This window comes from Rhizobium sp. 768_B6_N1_8, assembly GCF_051811225.1.
GTDB lineage: Bacteria > Pseudomonadota > Alphaproteobacteria > Rhizobiales > Rhizobiaceae > Rhizobium.
In genome coordinates, this window is the sequence record NZ_JBPWPV010000001.1 from 1323796 (window position 1) to 1343009 (window position 19214).

15 protein-coding genes and 1 tRNA gene are annotated in these 19214 nt (G+C 57.4%); 6 read left to right on the forward strand and 10 right to left on the reverse strand.

Features of this window, described 5'->3' with window-relative positions; all coding sequences use genetic code 11:
- Positions 1-431 precede the first annotated feature (431 nt).
- Genes AB8B33_RS06785 through AB8B33_RS06800 form a run of 4 tightly spaced genes read left to right on the forward strand, consistent with a single transcriptional unit; the run spans position 432 to position 6036 of the window.
- Positions 432-1541 carry a hypothetical protein gene (locus tag AB8B33_RS06785; RefSeq protein ID WP_439014775.1) on the forward strand — a complete coding sequence of 370 codons (1110 nt, stop codon included), beginning with the start codon at positions 432-434 and terminating at the stop codon, positions 1539-1541.
- Positions 1538-3526, forward strand: a complete 1989-nt coding sequence (locus AB8B33_RS06790) for a hypothetical protein (protein WP_439014776.1) — start codon at positions 1538-1540, stop codon at positions 3524-3526. Before AB8B33_RS06785 ends, AB8B33_RS06790 begins: the two co-directional genes overlap by 4 nt.
- Positions 3507-5522, forward strand: a complete 2016-nt coding sequence (locus AB8B33_RS06795) for a hypothetical protein (RefSeq protein WP_439014777.1) — start codon at positions 3507-3509, stop codon at positions 5520-5522. The genes AB8B33_RS06790 and AB8B33_RS06795 overlap by 20 nt, the downstream gene beginning before the upstream one ends.
- Positions 5515-6036 (forward strand): hypothetical protein, encoded by a 522-nt coding sequence (locus AB8B33_RS06800; protein ID WP_439014778.1) that lies wholly within the window; start codon positions 5515-5517, stop codon positions 6034-6036. Before AB8B33_RS06795 ends, AB8B33_RS06800 begins: the two co-directional genes overlap by 8 nt.
- A 520-nt stretch (positions 6037-6556) precedes the next feature.
- On the opposite strand, the gene AB8B33_RS06805 is transcribed toward AB8B33_RS06800, so the two are convergent.
- From AB8B33_RS06805 to AB8B33_RS06825, 5 genes are all read right to left on the reverse strand, one after another.
- On the reverse strand, positions 6557-10369 hold the full coding sequence (locus AB8B33_RS06805; RefSeq protein WP_439014779.1) for a vitamin B12-dependent ribonucleotide reductase: 3813 nt from the start codon (positions 10367-10369) through the stop codon (positions 6557-6559).
- A gap of 585 nt (positions 10370-10954) precedes the next feature.
- On the reverse strand, positions 10955-11545 hold the full coding sequence (locus AB8B33_RS06810; RefSeq protein ID WP_439014780.1) for a hypothetical protein: 591 nt from the start codon (positions 11543-11545) through the stop codon (positions 10955-10957).
- 183 nt (positions 11546-11728) lie between these two features.
- Complete coding sequence (gpt, locus tag AB8B33_RS06815; protein WP_439014781.1) at positions 11729-12226, reverse strand: xanthine phosphoribosyltransferase; 498 nt, start codon at positions 12224-12226, stop codon at positions 11729-11731.
- A 168-nt stretch (positions 12227-12394) separates the two neighbouring features.
- Positions 12395-13237, reverse strand: coding sequence for a universal stress protein (locus AB8B33_RS06820; RefSeq protein ID WP_113324652.1), 843 nt, complete (start codon positions 13235-13237; stop codon positions 12395-12397).
- A gap of 99 nt (positions 13238-13336) precedes the next feature.
- Complete coding sequence (locus AB8B33_RS06825) at positions 13337-14113, reverse strand: competence/damage-inducible protein A (RefSeq protein ID WP_439014782.1); 777 nt, start codon at positions 14111-14113, stop codon at positions 13337-13339.
- Between the two features lie 222 nt (positions 14114-14335).
- On the opposite strand from AB8B33_RS06825, the gene wrbA reads away from it, so the two are divergent.
- Positions 14336-14932, forward strand: coding sequence for an NAD(P)H:quinone oxidoreductase type IV (gene wrbA / locus AB8B33_RS06830; protein WP_007812977.1), 597 nt, complete (start codon positions 14336-14338; stop codon positions 14930-14932).
- A 151-nt stretch (positions 14933-15083) separates the two neighbouring features.
- Positions 15084-15169, forward strand: a tRNA-Leu gene (locus tag AB8B33_RS06835).
- A 261-nt stretch (positions 15170-15430) separates the two neighbouring features.
- Here the strand turns inward: AB8B33_RS06835 and AB8B33_RS06840 are convergent.
- From AB8B33_RS06840 to ada, 5 genes are all read right to left on the reverse strand, one after another.
- Positions 15431-15949 (reverse strand): methylated-DNA--[protein]-cysteine S-methyltransferase, encoded by a 519-nt coding sequence (locus tag AB8B33_RS06840; RefSeq protein ID WP_439014783.1) that lies wholly within the window; start codon positions 15947-15949, stop codon positions 15431-15433.
- Positions 15950-16079: 130 nt separating this feature from the next.
- Entirely contained in the window at positions 16080-16829 is a 750-nt protein-coding gene (locus tag AB8B33_RS06845; RefSeq protein ID WP_439014784.1) for a 2OG-Fe(II) oxygenase, read from the reverse strand.
- Entirely contained in the window at positions 16826-17392 is a 567-nt protein-coding gene (locus AB8B33_RS06850; RefSeq protein ID WP_439014785.1) for a methylated-DNA--[protein]-cysteine S-methyltransferase, read from the reverse strand. Before AB8B33_RS06850 ends, AB8B33_RS06845 begins: the two co-directional genes overlap by 4 nt.
- Before the next feature lie 158 nt (positions 17393-17550).
- Positions 17551-17802, reverse strand: coding sequence for a hypothetical protein (locus tag AB8B33_RS06855; RefSeq protein ID WP_113324657.1), 252 nt, complete (start codon positions 17800-17802; stop codon positions 17551-17553).
- A gap of 145 nt (positions 17803-17947) precedes the next feature.
- Positions 17948-19042, reverse strand: a complete 1095-nt coding sequence (gene ada / locus AB8B33_RS06860; protein ID WP_439014786.1) for a bifunctional DNA-binding transcriptional regulator/O6-methylguanine-DNA methyltransferase Ada — start codon at positions 19040-19042, stop codon at positions 17948-17950.
- Positions 19043-19214: the final 172 nt, after the last annotated feature.

The following is a 19214-nucleotide window of genomic DNA, read 5'->3' on the forward strand; positions in this document are numbered from 1 at the left end:
AACAAGTTATCCACAGTTTTAGGTCTTCTATTAGTTGACGATTGACGTGATGTGACGTCTTTAATTGCGCGGCTAAGTAATTGAATATAAATATAAATTTTGCTATCTCAAGGTCCCAAAAATCTCTCGCCTTGGGGTTCATCTGAAGGCCGAGCAGTTTTACCGTTGGTCCCGAAGTGAGGGATACCGACATGGAAATTGGCAGCGACCAGGCAGTCCATCCAGCTATCCGGCCCGAGGAGGGCTTCGAGCGGCTAGGATGGATTCCGAGGGGATTCCAGAGCAGGTTCGCGTTACACGTTCCGGCGGGGAGGGATGCGTTACACTCTAAGACACCCACGATCCGAGATTGTCCTTCGATTTTCGGACCCAACGGCTACGAGCGCCTTCCTTCGCGTTTCCTTAGGGAGACATTTCAAGGGAGGTGGGAAATGTCCTTCGAGCGCTCCTCGAGGGGACGACCGCTCGCAGTGGCATCGATCATTGGCATGGGCGACTCGCTAGTCAATTTTCTCAGCTGGGCGGCTGTTCATGAAATCGCACTCTCAGATGCTGTCTATGAAGACATTCTTATTTATCAGGACGATATGCAGAGCGGTCAATGGGCAAAAGCAGGCTTGCCGCTAAACGCTCGTACAATAAACGCTCGGGGGTCGGCTGGGTGCTCGTACCTTATGTGGATGAGCCATATCGCTGCGCGCACAGCGTTCGTTCCGAAGTTGACTGCCACCACCGTCAAAACCCGCAACGGAAACACTTGCAAAAAGACGGTTAGGACAGGGTTGAAGAAGCCCAAGCGTTCGCAGCGCGAGCGCGTAGGGCTGCCGCGTGAAATCTGGGTAGACGACTGGCTCGCTCAAGTCGAGCGCAGGCGAGGAAAGGCGAAGATGTTGGCCTGCCGCGTCATCGTCGATATGGGGCCGCGGATCGCCGAAGTGTGCGGGGCTTCTGTCGACTACTGGCCTTCGATGGAAAACATCGAAGAAGCTAAGCAATATGGCGAGCGCCAAGTTGATATGGTCCTGGACTACACCAAAGGCAACAACCCTCGCTCGGTCTTAATTGATCTTGATTTCGCCGAAATCGTTCGGAAATGGATCGACGTCGAGCGTCCAAAACTGGTGGATATCTACGTTCGCAGGACAAAGCGATCCGCCCCCGAGGCTCTGTTTCTCTCGGATGCACTGGGTTACGAAGGGACACCGATTTCGAAGAGCCGCCTTTACGAGTGCTTTCGGTTGGCGGTGCCGGGGTATACTGGGAGATGGTATCCTCACAAGGGACGTCACTTTTTCACCTGTGTGTATCTTTTGAAGCGGGTTGAGAGCTCCGCATCCCTGCACGGTAAAACGATTTCGGAGATGCCCGCTGACTGGGTGCATAGCCAGGTAGCGAGCCATTGGGATACCGCATCCGAGCTGTTAGGCCACTCTGATCCGGCGACCACAAAAATCTATACCAGATGGATCGTTACGATACATCAGGGTTACGATGCGTCTGAGAGTTGGGCAGCCGAATTCGATGACGAGGCTGGAGCATGAACGACGCCGGCTCGCTAAATATGACGATTTTCGAAAACTGGATTTATCCAGCGAACGGCAAACCTCCACACTTGATAAACTTCTCAGAATTCTACCATGGGAGGAAACAAGTTGACATGGATGGGCGGTCGGCGCGGCTCTGGGCCGGCGATTTTCCTGGCAATCGCGGCCTTGCAGAAGACTTCCGCTCGACCAACTTGCTAAAGCGTTTCGACAGGGAGGCGTACAACAGCTACTCGTCCGCCTGGAGGAATATGTTTCGTTTCTTGGCGGACAGCCCCGATTTGCCGACGCCAGAATCGATAAGTAATCTGGATGACGTGTATGCCAAGCGCTTTCAGGGGTGGCTCGCTGCCAACAATTTGGGACAGGACGTTTACAAACGAGTGAAAGGTATTGTGGACGCCCACTTTATGGCAGTCCATGGGACAAACTCACTCTGGCCCTCGCGTGAACCCTCCGATGAGCCCGATGTCGAGGAGTTTGATCTACGCGGTTTGCAATCACTTAATCTTGCCCTTCGAGCATTGGCCCGCGACGTCAAAGCTAATTTTCGGGAAGGGAAGGAGCTGGTTTCGATAGGCGAAGACCCGCGATCTCCTCCACGTTCCGGAAGCAAATATGACCAGTGGGGCCGACGTGAAAATCACGCGTTTTTGGTCCAGTTACTAACCAGCGTTTCTATTCCGTCGAAAGACGAAGTGATGAAATCAGGCGGCTACGCGCTCATGTTCCGCTCCGGCGTGACAGGACACAACGTCTACGGCCCGCCTAATACGCTTCCACTTCACGGCGAAAACGCGCGATCAGGCTATGTGGGCAAAATGCGATGGTTTTATCCATCTAAGTGCGACACTGCCGTTTTCCTGTGGCTAGTGATGATCTTGACGGGGTTCAACTATGCGTCCGCGCTGGAAATCGACATTTCGGATGAGAGCAGTTGGTGGATTCCATCCCTGCTCGGTGGGAGCGAACGAGGGCAAGTCGTAGCATATAAAGGTAGGGCAAACCTTGAGGTGTTCGCGCATTCCGATATGAAACCCGAATTCCACGCATACCAGATCATCAAGTTCATGATTTCGGTAACTCAGCCGTTGCGGCGCACTCTCGAAAATCAGTTAGCGGCGTTGGAGGATATGCATGCGGCCAACTTTGAGCACGAAAATGTGGCGGAGCTGGCACGTCTTAGGTCTATGATCAAATCACCTTGGCTCTACATATCCCTTGGTGACGCAGGGGCCGTACACTGTTTCACTGGCCGTGCTACGGCTTGGATGAATACATTTGTGCGAACGGTTGCCGAAGAGCACGGTCTGGTGAAAGACCACCCCTACCTAAAGAAAGTGACGACCAAGCAGCCGCGCAAATCTCTGATTGAGTACACGAACGAGACCAGCGGAAGCTTCATGGCTTCCATCGCGGCACAGCATCCGGACTTGCGATCGCTTCGCTTCTATCTTTCTAAGCGCCGCAGGAAGAGAAGAAGCTTCAAAGTCATCAAAACCGTCCTTGATGTAGTGGTCGACGATATCGAGAATAAGCGGCCGATAGACTATGCAAGATTGAAGATTCTCCTGGCGCGGGGCGAAATAACTGAGGAGCAAGCTGCACGCCTGCGAGATATTAAACAGCGAACACGTTTAGGTATGGGATGTCTCGATCCCAAAAATCCACCTAAGAAAATCTCACCCGATCATAAGTCCGGCCATCTCTGCCGGATTCAGCGGTGTACCGGTTGCATACACGGGGTGGTTTTTTTCGAAAGTGTCCAGCCCCTCGCCGTAGCTCTCGCGGATTTGGATTTTTTAGAGAGACAGACCCCCATACGAAGCTGGAGCGGGTCGTCTTTCGAGCTTGAGCAAAAATCTCTTCGTCTCACGCTAAACCAATTTAACCCGGCCGATGTCCGACCACATTACGTCAAGCGGCGAGAGGAACTGAAAAGCGGGCAGGCGGAGGTGCTTGATGGATATCCATTATTCTAAGGACGGGCTGTCGCACTTTCGAGACGCGAAGATCGAAGCAGTGGGGGGTATCCGTTCGCTCCGCACAAGCAAATGGGAAGCGTTGGGTCGCATCGAAATTTTACCGGGCCAACCGCTAAACAAGTTATACTTTGTCATTCCGGAAGAACTTCTTCCTCCTGGCGGTCGAAAGCTAAGCCAGCGGACGATAGATGGCACGATGAACGGTGGGCTTTCAAAAGGAGCTAGCGACCTTGCCGCCGAGCATCGCCGCGAGTGGCTTGGACGATCGATATTGTCGTTTTGGCTGCCGACAGGCAGTAAGCGCGGAAATGGACTTCAGGCATTCTCGTTTCGAAAACGGTGCAACTTTCTCTTGTCTATACTTAAAGCTTCCGTGCCCGCGATGGGACCGGACGAGGGAGATTTTTGGCCATATGTCTTGGCGCACCAAGCCGATAACTTCGTTGCAATCACAAGCTCCCAACGAATGTCGTACGATATGGACTTCTCGGTAAACCTTTTAATCGAGGCCGCGTTGTCCGGCGTTCTTCCTCCGCCAGCTTTTTCGTTGGCTTCACTTCCGATCCCAGAAGTCGAGGAAGGTTATGACCACGAGCGGATCACAAGGAAACCTCCACCTCCAAGGATCGGCGCAAAAAAGAAGCCTTTCTCAGACAAGTTTGTGACCGAATTCCTGTCGCGCGCATTTTGGATACAGGACAACCTTGCTCCGCGCGTGATTGAATATTTCGGCGTGCTCAACGCATTTGGAGCGGATGGCGCTTTGACTTCCGACCAATCTAAGCCGATCAGGCGTCAGGTGATGGACGGCATCGATTGGCGGGACGCTAACGGGGACCCGATCACCGAACTTCCGTTTCCAATCTGGCAAAGGAAGGACCAGTTTAAATACGAATATTCTGTGCGATGGCCTCCAGAGCACCACTCAACGCTGCGCATGGTTATAAGAGTCATTCAGGTATTGAATCTCTGCACGGTCGCTTTCTGCACGGCGGCGCGAAGACATGAACTGCAGGGCATGGTCCATCAAGCTATTGTGCACGACGAAGGAGACACCGTCGTCGAAGGCCAAACCTATAAGAACACCGGCCGCGCGGGCGGACGAAAGCGAGATTGGCCTGTGCACCAACGCGCGGAAAAGGCCATAGCTCTGCAAGAGGAGTTGGCAAAGCTGGTGCGTCCCGCCGGCAAAACACACCTCTGGGTCACTCTACAGAAGTACGACGACCCAGTGGGCAGTCCATTGGCTGATCCCACGAATGCGTCGAAGGAAGTGGTGAGACATCTGGACCTTGTGGACTTGGCGGAGGGAAGCGCCCATCTACATCGATGGCGTCACACCACCGCTCGTATGGTCGGATTGGCGGTCGAAAACGCGCCTGAGGTCCTTATGGACTTGTTGGGGAACAACCTGGAAGGGGTTTTGATCTATCTTCTTTCGGACCCCGATTTAGCCAAAGAGGCTCTTCGAGTAGCCGAGGAATATACCTACGCGCTTGCTGAACAGGCGATCGACGATGTCAACGAAGGGATAGCGGGCGGCCCGGCTGCAGGCTTGATAAAGGCGGGGATCGTTGATCTGAAGATGCGACGAGGGATTCGTCGGCTTGGCACGGACGAAACAGCGGAAGCGGTAAAAGTTCTGACGGCGTCAGGGACCGCGTTTCAAGTGGTGCGTCGCGGAGTAATCTGCACAAAGCAGCCGGGAGAATTTGGACCGTGCACTAAATCGATAGGCCGCGCGGACAAGGGCTCTTGTCGATCGACCTGCATGCACCGTCTTGAAATGGCCGCTGAGAAGAAGCAGTGCGAGCGGCAAATCGAGGCTATACTCGAATTGATCAGAAATGCCATCGCCACAGGACATTCAATGGTGGTCGAGCATTTGAAAGGCCAGTTTATCTACGAAATGGAACGTTGGAGCGATGTCCGCGATCGAATGTTCGCTTTACATCCCCTAGCGGTCGAACTTTGGGATGAAGCAAGTGAATGATAAGGTCGCTAATAAATCGATTAAAGGTCGCCACAAAGTTCGCATCGTTGCCGTTAGCGGCCCTCCGGCCGATATGAGGAGCAGCTACGACAGGATTCAGTGGGCGCTTGATACCATCATGGAAGAAAGCGAGAAAAATGGCGGAATTTATCCCGCACTCAATCGTAAGCCTACGCTTTCAAATGTCCTGGTTCGAGCCGGTTTGCCGAGGTCGTTTCTTGAAAAACGCAATGTAGTTTCTAGCGAGCGCGATTTGCGGAATGCGAAACTAAAGACCGCGATTAATAAGAGGCTGGGGAGCCCACAAAAAATTTTGCTGCTAGTTCCGGATAAAAATAATGTTCCAGAGGGGAGATTGGTGCGCGAATTAAAAGAAGGATGGCACGAAGCTGAGTTGGACCTAGTTCAAGCCAACGCCGACATCAGGACCCTACGCGCGCAGCTGGAGAAGGTCGGGCAAGAGAACCTAGACCTCCGCGAGAAAATGTCGGTGAAGAAGTTGATTGATAAGTGAGCCTGTTTTCAATCGCCAGCTAAGCCGCTCGAAAGACGCGCGTTTCTCGACGATAACGCTCAACCCATCCTACGGCAGTTCTGCTTCAACGTAGAGGGAACCGTGCAATCGAGATCGAAGCCGTTTCCAATCATCATCAGCTTTCACGTTGGATCGATAGCCGTGCCCTGGATCGAGGCAGTCGTTCAACGACAGCCACCCCCGGCCTTTGACCTTCCCTCTGCAACCATGGCCGGAGACGGGTAGGCGACGCGCCAATCGTCGTCAGAGCGGTAAAATGCCCCCGAGACCGTAGCATCCCGCGCGGATTAACAACAAAATTTCTGAAATCCTCGCGCTCAGGAATGGACACTTACGCGATCGTCGCGCCATTCGCACACGTCGAGATGTGTAGGCTGGTTTCCTAAGCCTTCTCCGCCGGCCGTGCCGACGGAGAAGCTTTTTCATCTATACGATTTTTCGCCCAGCTTGCTCTTGAGGTCTAGGAGCTAGCAGTCAGGCACATGAGTACAATGAGTACTCAAGAGCACCCACTTGTAGCTCCGCAAGTGTCGCACTTCTCACAAGTCCCGTTGCGCACCATCGTGAAGTTCTGGCACTCGGAGCACATGTTGCCCGTGTAGCCCTGCATGATCGAGCGGGCGCGGCGTTCGGCTTCCATCTTCTTGGCTTCCGTCTTGGCCGAGGCAGCGTCGGCTGCGGCCTTGTCGGAGAAGAGGGCGGTTGCCTCGGTGCCGGTTTCCTCGATCACCTCTTCGGCGATCTCCTCGGTCAGTTCCTTGGCACGCTCCTCATAGTCGCGCTTGAAGGCGACGATTTCGGAGGTGGAGATGGCCACTGTCGGCTCCAGCTTGCGGGCTGCTGCCCCCGCAAAGGAGGTTACCGAGCCGATCGAGGAGGCGCGGGCAGGGGCTGCCGTTGCCGCGCCCTTGGGCTCGCCGGCCTGGCGTTCGCCGCCGGTGCCGGGAACGAGCGTCGGCTTGTAGCCGCGGGTCCAGCCGGTGGAGAGCAGGTTCGTCTTGCCTTCCTGGATGCCCTTGCCGAGCGCGGTGTTGGAGAAATCAGACGTATCGACATGGGCAAGATCGTGACGGCCGAGATAGGAAACGGCGAGTTCGCGGAACACGTAGTCGAGGATCGACGTGGCGTTCTTGATCGCGTCGTTGCCGATGACGATGCCGGCAGGCTCGAACTTGGTGAAGGTGAAGGCCTCCACATATTCTTCCAGCGGCACGCCATATTGCAGGCCAAGCGAGATGGCGATGGCGAAGTTGTTCATCATCGCACGGAAGGCGGCGCCTTCCTTGTGCATGTCGATGAAGATCTCGCCGATACGGCCGTCACCGAATTCGCCGGTGCGCAGGTAGACCTTGTGACCGCCGACGGCAGCCTTCTGGGTGTAGCCCTGACGGCGGTTCGGCAGCTTCTCGCGCTCGCGGGAAACACGCTCGATCACGCGCTCGATGATCTTCTCGGTGACCGTCACGGCCTGGGCCGCTGCCGGCTGCTGGATCAGATCCTCAAGCGCATCCTCATCGTTATCGTCCTCGATCAGCGAGGCGTTGAGCGGCTGCGACAGCTTGGAGCCGTCACGGTAGAGGGCGTTTGCCTTCAGGCCAAGCTTCCAGGAAAGCATGTAGGCGTTCTTGCAGTCCTCGACCGTTGCCTCGTTCGGCATGTTGATCGTCTTGGAGATCGCGCCGGAGATGAAAGGCTGGGCAGCCGCCATCATGCGGATGTGGCTCTCAACCGAGAGGTAACGTTTGCCGATCTTGCCGCAAGGATTGGCGCAATCGAAAACCGGCAGGTGCTCGTTCTTGAGGAAGGGTGCACCTTCCAGCGTCATTGCACCGCAGACGTGGATGTTGGCAGCCTCGATGTCCTTCTTCGAGAAGCCGATATGGTCGAGCAGGCTGAAGCTCATGTCGCTGAGCTGCTCGTCGGAGACTTTCAGGGTCGTCTTCAGGAAGTCGGCGCCGAGCGTCCACTGGTTGAAGACGAACTTGATGTCGAAGGCGCTCTTGAGAGCAGCGTTGACAGCTTCCACCTTCTCGTCAGTGAAGCCCTTGGCCTTCAGTGTCGAGGGGTTGATGGCCGGCGCCTGGTTCAGGTTGCCGTGGCCGACTGCATAGGCTTCGATCTCGGCGATCTGGCTTTCGGAATAGCCGAGCGTGCGCAGCGCATCCGGAACGGCGCGGTTGATGATCTTGAAGTAGCCGCCGCCGGCCAGCTTCTTGAACTTTACCAGAGCGAAGTCAGGCTCGATGCCGGTCGTGTCGCAATCCATGACGAGGCCGATCGTGCCGGTCGGTGCGATAACCGAGACCTGCGCGTTGCGGTAGCCGTGCTTTTCGCCGAGTTCGAGCGCCTTGTCCCAGGCAGCCTTCGCATGGGCGACGAGATCCTGGTCCGGGTTTTCCGAATGGATCAGCGCGACCGGGTTGACCGAGAGGGCCTCATAGCCGGTGTTTTCGCCATGGGCGGCGCGGCGGTGATTGCGGATGACGCGCAGCATGTGCTCGCGGTTCGGTGCGAAATTCGGGAATGGCCCGAGTTCGGCAGCCATCTCGGCAGATGTCGCATAGCAGACGCCGGTCATGATCGCCGTCAGTGAGCCGGCAATGGCGCGGCCCTCGGCGCTGTCATAGGGGATGCCAGTCGACATCAGCAGGCCGCCGATATTGGCGTAGCCGAGGCCGAGCGTGCGGTATTCGTAGGAAAGCTCAGCGATGCGCTTCGACGGGAACTGCGCCATCATGACCGAGACTTCGAGCACGACGGTCCACAGACGAACGGCATGTTCGTAGTCGCCGATATTGATGCGCTTGGTTGCCTTGTCCTTGAACTGCAGCAGGTTCAGCGAGGCGAGGTTGCAGGCTGTGTCGTCGAGGAACATGTATTCCGAGCACGGGTTCGAGCCGCGGATCGGGCCGCCGGCCGGCGAGGTGTGCCAGTCGTTCATCGTCGTGTTGAAGTGGATGCCCGGATCGGCCGATGCCCAGGCGGCATAGGAAATCGTTTCCCAGAGATCGCGGGCCTTCAGCGTCTTCATCACCCGGCCGTCCTTGCGGGCGGTCAGGTTCCAATCGCCATCTTCTTCGACAGCGCGCAGGAAGTTGTCCTTGATCGAGACGGAGTTGTTGGAATTCTGGCCGGAGACGGTGAGATAAGCTTCCGAATCCCAGTCCGTGTCGTAGGTCTTGAACTCCATGTCCTTGTAGCCCTGGCGGGCAAACTGGATGACGCGCTGGACGTAGTTTTCCGGAACCTGGTCCTTCTTGGCAGCGCGGATTTCGCGCTTCAGGGCAGGGTTCCTGGTCGGGTCGAAGCAGTCACCGTTGTCGCCTTCGCAATTGACGCAGGCCTTCATGATCGCCTTCAGATGCTGGGCGACAACCTTGGAGCCGGTCACGAGGGCAGCAACCTTCTGCTCTTCCTTGACCTTCCAGTTGATATATTCCTCGATATCGGGATGGTCGATGTCGACGACAACCATCTTGGCCGCGCGGCGCGTGGTACCACCAGACTTGATGGCGCCAGCAGCGCGGTCGCCGATTTTCAGGAAGCTCATCAGGCCGGAAGAGCGGCCGCCGCCGGAAAGCTTTTCGCCTTCGCCGCGCAGCATGGAGAAGTTGGAGCCGGTGCCGGAACCGTACTTGAACAGGCGCGCTTCACGCACCCAGAGGTCCATGATGCCGCCTTCGTTGACGAGGTCGTCTTCAACGGACTGGATGAAGCAGGCATGCGGCTGCGGATGCTCGTAGGCAGACTTGGACTTGGTGATCTTGCCGGTGAAGGGATCGACGTAGAAGTGGCCCTGTCCGGGACCATCGATGCCGTAGGCCCAGTGCAGGCCGGTGTTGAACCACTGCGGGGAGTTCGGGGCAACGCGCTGCGTGGCGAGCATATAGGCAAGCTCATCCTTGAACGCTGCTGCATCTTCCTCGGAAGAGAAATAGCCACCCTTCCAGCCCCAATAGGTCCAGGTGCCGGCGAGGCGATCGAAGACCTGACGCGCATCGATTTCCGAGCCGGTCTGTTCGTCCTTCGGCAGGTCCTTCAGCGCAGCGTCGTCGGCAACGGAGCGCCACAGGAAGGAGGGGACACTGTTCTCCTCGACCTTCTTCAGGCGGGCAGGGACACCGGCCTTGCGGAAATATTTCTGTGCCAGAACGTCGGTGGCGACCTGGGAAAACTGCGCGGGAACTTCAATGTTTTCGAGGCGGAAGACGATCGAGCCGTCCGGGTTCTTGATCTCGCTCGTCGCTTTGCGGAATTCGATATCCGCATAGGCGCCCTGACCAGCCTTCGTAAACCGACGTTCGATGCGCATGTTCTTAACCTCTTGTTGGCACCCGAAAGGGCGCAAAATTCCCGTCCGGCTACGCGTTGTCCCTTCGCGCGGCCAGTGCTCGTTCCGTCTTGTGACAGGATTGTCATCCGGAGATGATTTTCCTGTATCTTGTGGTGAGGCTGGCTGCAAACGCTAAATATAGTGTTAACAGCTTATTTTTACCAGTCCCCGATGTCGCTTTTTGAGGCCGGGAATAAGGCGCAGAAATGCCTTCGGATGTCACCGCTCTTGGCGGTCCAACACCCTGATTCTGCGTTCAATTTTCCTTGGAAGAACCGGTCTCGTTACCTCCGGTTCAGTCGCCGCCGCAACATCTGAAACATTAAGTTTGAAACCGCTGATTCCGTCAAGGGGTGGAACGTAACCGATTGCTAACCACAACATCTTGTGGATGGCCTTGTGAAGACTGGGGAAAGTCTGGGGAAGCCTGAAAATACAAGGGCTTGCGCCGCTGCTCGGGCAAGGGAAAGGCCGGAATGTTAAAAAAATCGGCTGCGGCAAAAGTTAGGATGGCTTTTGCGACGCAAATGCGCATGGCGATTCGTTGAAGGAAATCAGCACTTTCTAGAGGGCGTCGATGGCAATCGTGACGGTCGCCGTGCCGATCGGCTTGCCCATCTCGTCGGTGATCACGAAGCTTGCCTGAGTCTCCAGAAGCTGGGTCGACTCGTCGCGCTCGGCCCGGCTGATATAGATCTCCTGCGAACCGCGGGCGAAGGTTTGGAGAAACTTGTCCTCATCGCCCTGCCAGTAATCCGTCGTGATGGTGCTCTGGCCGACATTCAGCCCGTGACAGTCGGTGACGAAGAATTCGAGGATCGTTCCCTGCGAATCATCCTGTTTTGATTTGAGATAATGCGAGACGGATTTCTCCATCAGCGCCTTGACCATCTGGAAATCGCCCTGGGCGACCTCCGCTTGGTAGGTTTCGTCCAGCACTCGCATGTCCATCTCGCTGACATCGCCGAATTTGGCGTTCTGCTCCTCGATTGCCTTCACGACGACCGGCGCCTCGACGATCGGCCGGACGAGCGTTTCGACATATTCACGCACGACGCTGATATAGGCCGGCTCGGCCCCGGCAGGCGTATAAGGAAACAGGCAGCCGATCAGCCCGAGGGCCGCTGCCGTTCGAATCTTGCCCCAGCATGCCATTGCGCTTCCCCAACCGCATTCAGCCCCACTTTACATCCGGTCTTTACGACCGGTAGTTGCCTGACGTTATGCTAATAAAATAAAATGGACGTTACCGAGCAGGGGCTGGAATCCGCTATCGGGGAGACAAATATTGGGACAATTTTCGGTCGTAAAACCGGAGGTTGCTCGCGTCGGCAGCTGTTAGCCGCGAGCACCCTTGGCGATCGGCTCCTGGTAGGTGAAGCCCATATCCCAGGGGAAGTAGATCCAGGTGTCCTGGCTGACTTCGGTGATAAAGGTGTCGACCGTCGGCACGCCCTTGGGTTTGGCGTAGACGCAGGCAAAATGCGCATTCGGCAGCATGCCGCGCACTTGGGCGGCTGTCTTGCCGGTATCGGTAAGGTCATCGACGACGAGTACGTCTTCACCGCCGTTTTCCATCAGTTCAGGCGCGATGCCCTTGAGCAGCACCATGTCGCCCTGGTTGACGTAGTCATGATAGGACGCGACGCAAACCGTCTCGATGAGGCGGATGTTCAGCTCGCGCGAAATGATCGCCGCCGGAACGAGGCCGCCACGGGTGATACAGACGATCGCCTTGAACTCCTGGCCGAGGCCGGCGAGCCGCCAGGCAAGCGCACGCGCATCGCGGTGGAACTGATCCCAGGAAACGGGAAAGGCTTTATCGGGAAGGGACATCGGGCTGCTCCGCGGCATGAAGAAACGACACGCCGTTTGCCGGCGACCGAGTGAATATCGGCTGGCAAAACGCAAATCGCGCAGCCGGAACTGCGCGATGGATGCCGAAGCCTGATATCATCGGTCGCCGCAATTAGCGGGATTTGGAGGCAAAAGGCAAGAGCGGCCTTAACGCGAGAGCAATGTCAGCGCCGTCATGGAATGCAAAAGCGTCCTTGTCGTACCGCCGAAGATCGCCTGCCAGAGCCAGGAATGCGTGTAGGCGCCCATGACCAGGAGGTCGATGCTGTCGTCCGAAAGCCGGTTCTCGATGACATGTGAGGTGTTCTTGTCGCCGCTTGCGGCGGTGGCAAGCGTCACATTCACGCCGTGGCGGGCAAGCGTTGCGGCGATCTCGGCGCCGGCCATCGTCGCCGATTGTGTCGCTGTCTCGGCCGGATCGACGGAGAAGATTTCCACGGCTTCGGCAGCCTTCAGGATCGGCAGGGCATCGAAGGTGGCGCGCGTCGCTTCCTTCGAGCCATTCCAGGCAATCAGCACGCGCTTGATCGGCTTCGGCTGGCGGATGATGTAAGGGATCATCAGTACCGGGCGTCCGCTTTCGAACAGGAATTCGTCGACATTCACGTGGCTGTCGGAGGGTCTTGCGGGATCGGCCTGCGAGGCGATCAGCAGGTCGGCACTGCGCGCGCTTTCGATCAGCGATCCCGAGCCATATCCCGTCGACGTCGCAAAGGCGCGCCATTCGAAGGAAACACCGGTAGCCTCCGCACGGGCGCGGAATATCCGCTCGACCGCGATAGTCTCTGAATGGGCCATGTCCTGAAGCGCCTGCACGGCGACGGGATCGGGAATTTCCATCGGCGCGACCAGCGGCACGGCGGCAATCGTTTCGGCATGCAGGCCGATCACATGGGCGCCGCTTTCAGCGGCAATGGCAAAGGCGAAATCGGCGACGGCGCCGCTATTGTCTGCTGTATCCAGAATGGCAAGAATGGTTTTATAAGACATATCAATTCTCCTTTGCGGCTGAAATGATGGTCCGCGAGGAAGGGAATGCGCCGGAATGCGCTGCGGTTCCTTGACCATGATCAAGACCGCACACAGTCCTCACGCGTCCGCCGAATGGTTTTCGGCAATGTCCTTCCTGCGTCTGATATCCTCGATCATGGCCCGCACGTCCGCACCTGCAGCCTCGATCACATCCTGCGAGCGGCCGCGCACCACGATCTCCGTTGAAAATTTCTGCCCCACGTAACGCGGATAGGAGCCGATGCTGGTTTCCGGATGCGCTTTCTGGATCGCCGCCAGCGGTGTGCCGATCTCGCCTTCGCCATAGGGGCAGGCGATAGCGAGGGAGAGGACAGGCGTGCCCGTCTTCAGCGTCGGCAGCACATTGTCGACCATGGCCTGGAAGACCTGTGGGACACCCGCCATGACATAGACATTGCCGATGATGAAGCCGGGCGCGGTCGATACCGGATTGGCGATATGGGCAGCACCACGCGGCATGCGGGCCATTCGCTGGCGGGCCTCGGTGAATTCCATCTCCCGGCGCTTGTACATTTCGGCAAGCAGCACCATCGCCGCCGCATCATGCTCGCAGGGAACGCCAAAGGCCTTGGAGACGGCATCTGCGGTGATATCGTCATGCGTCGGCCCGATGCCGCCCGACGTGAAGACATAGTCGTATTTGCCGCGAAGTGCGTTCAGCGCCTCGACGATTGCATCCTCCTCGTCGGCGACGATGCGCACCTCCTTCAGGTCGATGCCCGAAATAGTCAGCATATCGGCGAGATGGCCGATATTCTTGTCCTTGGTGCGGCCGGAAAGAAGCTCGTCGCCGATGGCTAGCATGGCGGCGGTAACGACAGTCTCATTGCTCATGGGGATATTTCCGTGGTGTGAAGCTTGAAAATAGGTAGCGCCGTTTGGCCAGTTTGCAAACGGCAAAGCGAAGCAGCTCAAGGGTCGAAACCGAAACCTCAAGTGAAATTTCGTCTACAGGCGGTGAACAGTGAGTTCTTGCGCGCAGGGCTATATTGAACCGGATGCGCTGGTAGAACGGTCGCGGTTACGAATTTCAATCAATCCTTGATGGAGATAACAATGGCGAAGATTCTCGTCCTCTACTACTCGGCTTATGGCCACATCGAAACCATGGCTTATGCCGTGGCGGAAGGTGCGAAGTCCGCCGGCGCTGATGTCGTCGTCAAGCGCGTTCCGGAACTGGTTTCCGAAGAAGTCGCCAAGGCTTCCTACTACAAGCTCGATCAGGCAGCGCCGATCGCCACCGTCGATGAACTGGCTGACTACGACGCGATCATCGTCGGCTCCGGCACGCGTTTCGGCACGGTCACTTCGCAGATGCGCAATTTCTGGGACCAGACCGGTAGCTTGTGGTTCACCGGCAAGCTCGTCGGCAAGCTCGGCTCAATGTTCACCTCGTCCGCCACGCAGCACGGCGGCCAGGAATCGACGATCCTCGGCTTCGTCCCGACCTTCCTGCATCACGGCATGGCCTATGTCGGCCTTCCCTATGCCTTCCAGGGTCAGATGGGCACGGAAGAAGTCAAGGGCGGCTCGCCCTACGGCGCATCCACCATCACCAACGGCGACGGCTCCCGCCAGCCTTCGGCAATCGAACTCGAAGCTGCCAAGTATCAGGGCGCGCACGTCGCCAAGATCGCTGCAAAGCTCGCCTGAGTTCAATCTAGAACTTTCTACAAGACGGCGGTCCTTTTGGGCCGCCGTTTTATTTTGGGACAGTGTTTACCAGACAGGTTTTTCCGCCACCCACAGAGCCGCGCAAACATTTTCTTGACGAATCCGCCTAAGTCGTTGATCTGGACGGCGCGCGAGCGTGGCGAAACTGGTAGACGCAAGAGACTTAAAATCTCTCGGCCTTAGGCTATACGGGTTCGATCCCCGTCGCTCGCACCATCTTCATAAACGTGTTCGAATGTGCTTGTATAGTGTGGATAAACCATAGGCAGCGCTTGTCTATGGCGTCAGTGCTGCAAAAAATATAGGCACTGTGCGGTTGAGTAAGTGTTGTCTTAGTGGGAGTAAGACGATGGTTTACGACTGGGATGGAGCAAAAACGCGGCGCGTCAGGCTCTTCAAGATGAGTGCCTTTCTACTATTGGGAACGGCGGTGGCAGCAGTGCCGCTATTCTTCTGGGCTTTGCAGTTGCGCGGACTCTAGACAGCTTTGAGGGTCCCGAGCCGGTGCTCACGTGCAAGCAGGTCGCGCTTCCGCTTAAAGCCCCAGCGGTAGCCGGAGATCGAGCCGTCCTTCTTGATGACGCGGTGGCACGGAACGAGGACGGCTATGGGATTTGAAGCGATTGCTTCGGTCACGTCTCGGGCATCGCGCGTGCCCAAATTGGCCGCCAGCGCGCCATAATTCGTCGTTTCACCCATGGGTATGGCACCCAGCATCGACCAGACCTTCGTCTGGTACGGAGTTCCGCGCAGATCGAGCGGAATATTAGGATCAAAGCCAGGGTCCTCGATTGCCTGCTCCACCTTCACAAGGACGTCGCCGAGATCCGTCTGGCCGTCAATGACCTCGTCTTCCGGGAAGCGTAAGCGCAAGGTGTCCTCCATTGCGGAGCGCTGCGAACTGAACTCCAAGGCGATGATCCCCTTGTCGGACATGGCAACCATGAAGTCGCCGAGGGAGCTGATCCCCCATGCAAAGCGGATCACTTCGGGCATTTTTGCCTCCTGTGGAACTGTTTGTATTTGAAGAATAGAAGTTTGCTGTGGTGCAGCCGATCCGGATCTTGCTTTCAAATCGGAAAAGGCACGATGCCGCCTGATGGCTCCGGAGGCATCCGCCGTATCCTTACCGCGCATCGTGGAAAATGATCCCGACGGTGTGGCGCATGCCGGTGCGGATGCGGCTTACGCCATGGCGCAGGTTCACGCGGTAATTCCCCTTCGAACCCTGTACCGGCCGGTTATGAACGGCGAACGCAACGGCATCGCCGCGGCGAAGAGGGACCACCTCGACGCGGCTTTGCATGCGCGGCCGCTGTTCGGTCAGCACGAATTCGCCGCCGGTGAAATCCTGGCCGGGCTCAGACAGGAGGATCGCAACCTGGATCGGGAACGCGAGATCGCCGTAGAGATCCTGGTGAAGGCAATTGAAGTCGCCTGGAACATACTGCAGCAGAAGCGGTGTGGGACGCATCTGGCCGGCTTCGTGGCACTGTTCGAGAAAAGACGGATGTGCATCGGGATAGCGTTCGTCGATCCCCATGCGAGCGTTCCACTCGTTGGCGACGCCAGCGAGATGCGGATAGAGCACCGTCCGTAAGCCGCCGAGCAGGCCCGGCAGCGGATACTTGAAATAACGGTATTCACCCTTGCCGAAACCATGCCGAGCCATGTGGATGTGACTGCGGAAGTGGCTTTCGTCCGGATAGAGCATCGCGATGCCGCGGCACTCATCCGGCGAGAGGAGGTTTGGCAGGACGGCGCAACCATAATTGTCGAGATCGCCTGCGAGCGACCGCCAGTCGTAGCTGGCTACGCGTGCCTCCGCGGACATGTCTGCAGCGGTCGGGGAGATAGCCGGGGACGGGAGGCTCATGCTATCGCCTCCTTCCGGAGCAGCTCACGCTTGCGTTCGATACCCCAACGATAGCCCGCGAGATCGCCGTCGCTGCGCACGACGCGGTGACAGGGGATCGCCAAGGCAATGGGATTGGCGGCGCAGACCGCGCCGACCGCGCGCGGCGAGGTCTGTGCGCCAACATGACGGGCCAATTCCATATAGGTTGTCGTCTTGCCTGCAGGGATAGCACAAAGCTCCTCCCAAACACGGCGCTGGAATGGCGTTCCGCGCATGTCGAGCGTGAGATGAAGTCCGTCAGGGGGCTTCTTCACGAAGAGGATTACCTTCGCGAGATCATCGTGGACGGCGATCTCGTTTGCGATAAGCTCGGCTTCGGGAAACCGGTTCGCAAGATCATCCGTGAGATCTTCGTCCATATCGCCGATCAGAATGGCGCAGACGCCTCTGTCGCTGCGAGCAACCAGCACCCGGCCCAGGGCGCATTCGCCGATCGCGTAGTAGAGAATGTCGATGCCGGGATTTGCATTCTTTGCAGCGGGTGCAGGCCGCGAGCTGGTGGTGGAAATCATGAGGTTCATTGAACTAACTCCTTCGTTTGTCCTTATGATCGAAACTATCCGCGCGCCGGCCCGCCCGAACTCCGGTCCTTGCTTTCAAATCGGAGTTCTTCTTTTTCAGCATTGGAAAAAAAGCCGAGTGCCGTTACACCCGGCATCGGTCCAGCGACCGTTGGTCCTCATGCAAGGCGGATGATCACCGTCTTTGCCAGCAGGAACGTCTCTCCTGTCGGGAAACAGAGCCGGATGTCTCCATTGGCGAGCATATCCCATTCAGCAAGGCCATCGGTGACCAGCTGATTGAAATACGCCATCACGAGCGATCTGGCGGGATCGGCATGGAAGAGTTCGTCAAACGCATCGGAAGTGGTGTCGGTACCTGAAAGCTGTCGTCTTTTGTTCTTGGCGTCGAATCCATCGTGCGAGACCATATGAAACGTCCTTGCTCCGGCGCCGAACCACTAGAGCGCACCGCGGAAAGTCAGGTTGATGCGCATGCATCTGACGGTCTCATGATGCCCTTCCTTTATTTCGCCACTCCGTGGCGGGTCCGGCGGGACAATGCCTTCAAACAGATCACACATGATCGGATGACTCCGGACCGGACGCTTCCCGGTCGATCAGGGCGCGCTTGCGCTCGACGCCCCAGGCGTAGCCCGAGAGAGCGCCGTCATTGCGAATGACACGATGGCAGGGAATAGCGACGGCAAGCTTGTTCGCCGCGCATGCTCCGGCAACCGCACGTACCGCCTGCGGCGAACCGATCCGTTGAGCGATTTCGGCATAGGATATCGTCTCGCCAACGGGAATTTCCCGGAGCGCCTGCCAGACACGTTGCTGGAAAGCGGTGCCGCGGACATCAAGGGGGAGATCGAGGCCGACGCCCGGCTTCTCGACGAAACCGACGACGCGCGCGACCAGGGCCTCGTAGTCCCTGTTGGCGCCGACCAGACGAGCCTTCGGAAAACGGTCCTGAAGATCGTGGACGAGCTTGTCCGGATCGTCACCCAAGAGGATGGATACAACACCCTTCTTGCTCGAGGCGACGAGGATGGCCCCCAGCGAAGTCTGCCCTACCGCGAACTTGATCTCTTCGTTGACACCACCGGCGCGATACTGCGATGGCGTCATGCCGAGCATGCCGGTCGACTTCTCATAGAAGCGTCCGCTGGAGTTGAAGCCTGCATCATACATCGCCTCCGTGACGGTATTGCCGGAGGCAAGGCCCTCACGGACCTTCTCAGCGCGATGTGCCGAGGCATAATTCTTCGGTGTCAGCCCGGTCACTGCCTTGAATACGCGGTGGAAGTAACTCGGGCTGCGGCCGACCCTGTCAGCCAGTTCTTCAAGCGAAGGCTCTTCCTCGCTCTCCTCAATGATGCGGCACGCCTTCGCGACAAGGGTCGCGTTCTCGTATTCGAGCGACGGTCTTTCCGGATTGCAGCGCTGGCAAGGCCGGAATCCGGTCGCCCTGGCGCTTTCGATGCTGTCATGGAACTGGACATTCCTGGGATTGGCAATCCTGGAGGGACACGAGGGCCGGCAGTAGACGCCTGTCGTCGAAACTGAATACCAGAGATGTCCGTCGGCAGTCTTGTCGCGCTCGACGATACGCGCCCAGCGAGGATCGTCGGCGACTGACAGGATGGCAGCTTTGTGGGCCGTGGTCATGGTTTTATCGCCTCATATGATTGAAGTGATCGTCCTGCAAAATCCGGTCGGACACACTCCTATTCTTGCCTTCAAATCCAAATAGCAGCCACCCGATTTCATCCGAGAGGAGTGCAGTTGCCGACCGGCGTTGATGCCCTGGTTGGTCAAGAGCATCGGAGTGATGCTGTTC

Coding starts and splice junctions, on each gene's coding strand:
- AB8B33_RS06785 (WP_439014775.1), top strand. CDS start 432: ATGTCCTTCGAGCGCTCCTCGAGGGGACGACCGCTCGCAGTGGCATCG.
- AB8B33_RS06790 (WP_439014776.1), top strand. CDS start 1,538: ATGAACGACGCCGGCTCGCTAAATATGACGATTTTCGAAAACTGGATT.
- AB8B33_RS06795 (WP_439014777.1), top strand. CDS start 3,507: ATGGATATCCATTATTCTAAGGACGGGCTGTCGCACTTTCGAGACGCG.
- AB8B33_RS06805 (WP_439014779.1), bottom strand. CDS start 10,369: ATGCGCATCGAACGTCGGTTTACGAAGGCTGGTCAGGGCGCCTATGCG.
- AB8B33_RS06810 (WP_439014780.1), bottom strand. CDS start 11,545: ATGGCATGCTGGGGCAAGATTCGAACGGCAGCGGCCCTCGGGCTGATC.
- gpt (WP_439014781.1), bottom strand. CDS start 12,226: ATGTCCCTTCCCGATAAAGCCTTTCCCGTTTCCTGGGATCAGTTCCAC.
- AB8B33_RS06820 (WP_113324652.1), bottom strand. CDS start 13,237: ATGTCTTATAAAACCATTCTTGCCATTCTGGATACAGCAGACAATAGC.
- AB8B33_RS06825 (WP_439014782.1), bottom strand. CDS start 14,113: ATGAGCAATGAGACTGTCGTTACCGCCGCCATGCTAGCCATCGGCGAC.
- wrbA (WP_007812977.1), top strand. CDS start 14,336: ATGGCGAAGATTCTCGTCCTCTACTACTCGGCTTATGGCCACATCGAA.
- AB8B33_RS06840 (WP_439014783.1), bottom strand. CDS start 15,949: ATGCCCGAAGTGATCCGCTTTGCATGGGGGATCAGCTCCCTCGGCGAC.
- AB8B33_RS06845 (WP_439014784.1), bottom strand. CDS start 16,829: ATGAGCCTCCCGTCCCCGGCTATCTCCCCGACCGCTGCAGACATGTCC.
- AB8B33_RS06850 (WP_439014785.1), bottom strand. CDS start 17,392: ATGAACCTCATGATTTCCACCACCAGCTCGCGGCCTGCACCCGCTGCA.
- AB8B33_RS06855 (WP_113324657.1), bottom strand. CDS start 17,802: ATGGTCTCGCACGATGGATTCGACGCCAAGAACAAAAGACGACAGCTT.
- ada (WP_439014786.1), bottom strand. CDS start 19,042: ATGACCACGGCCCACAAAGCTGCCATCCTGTCAGTCGCCGACGATCCT.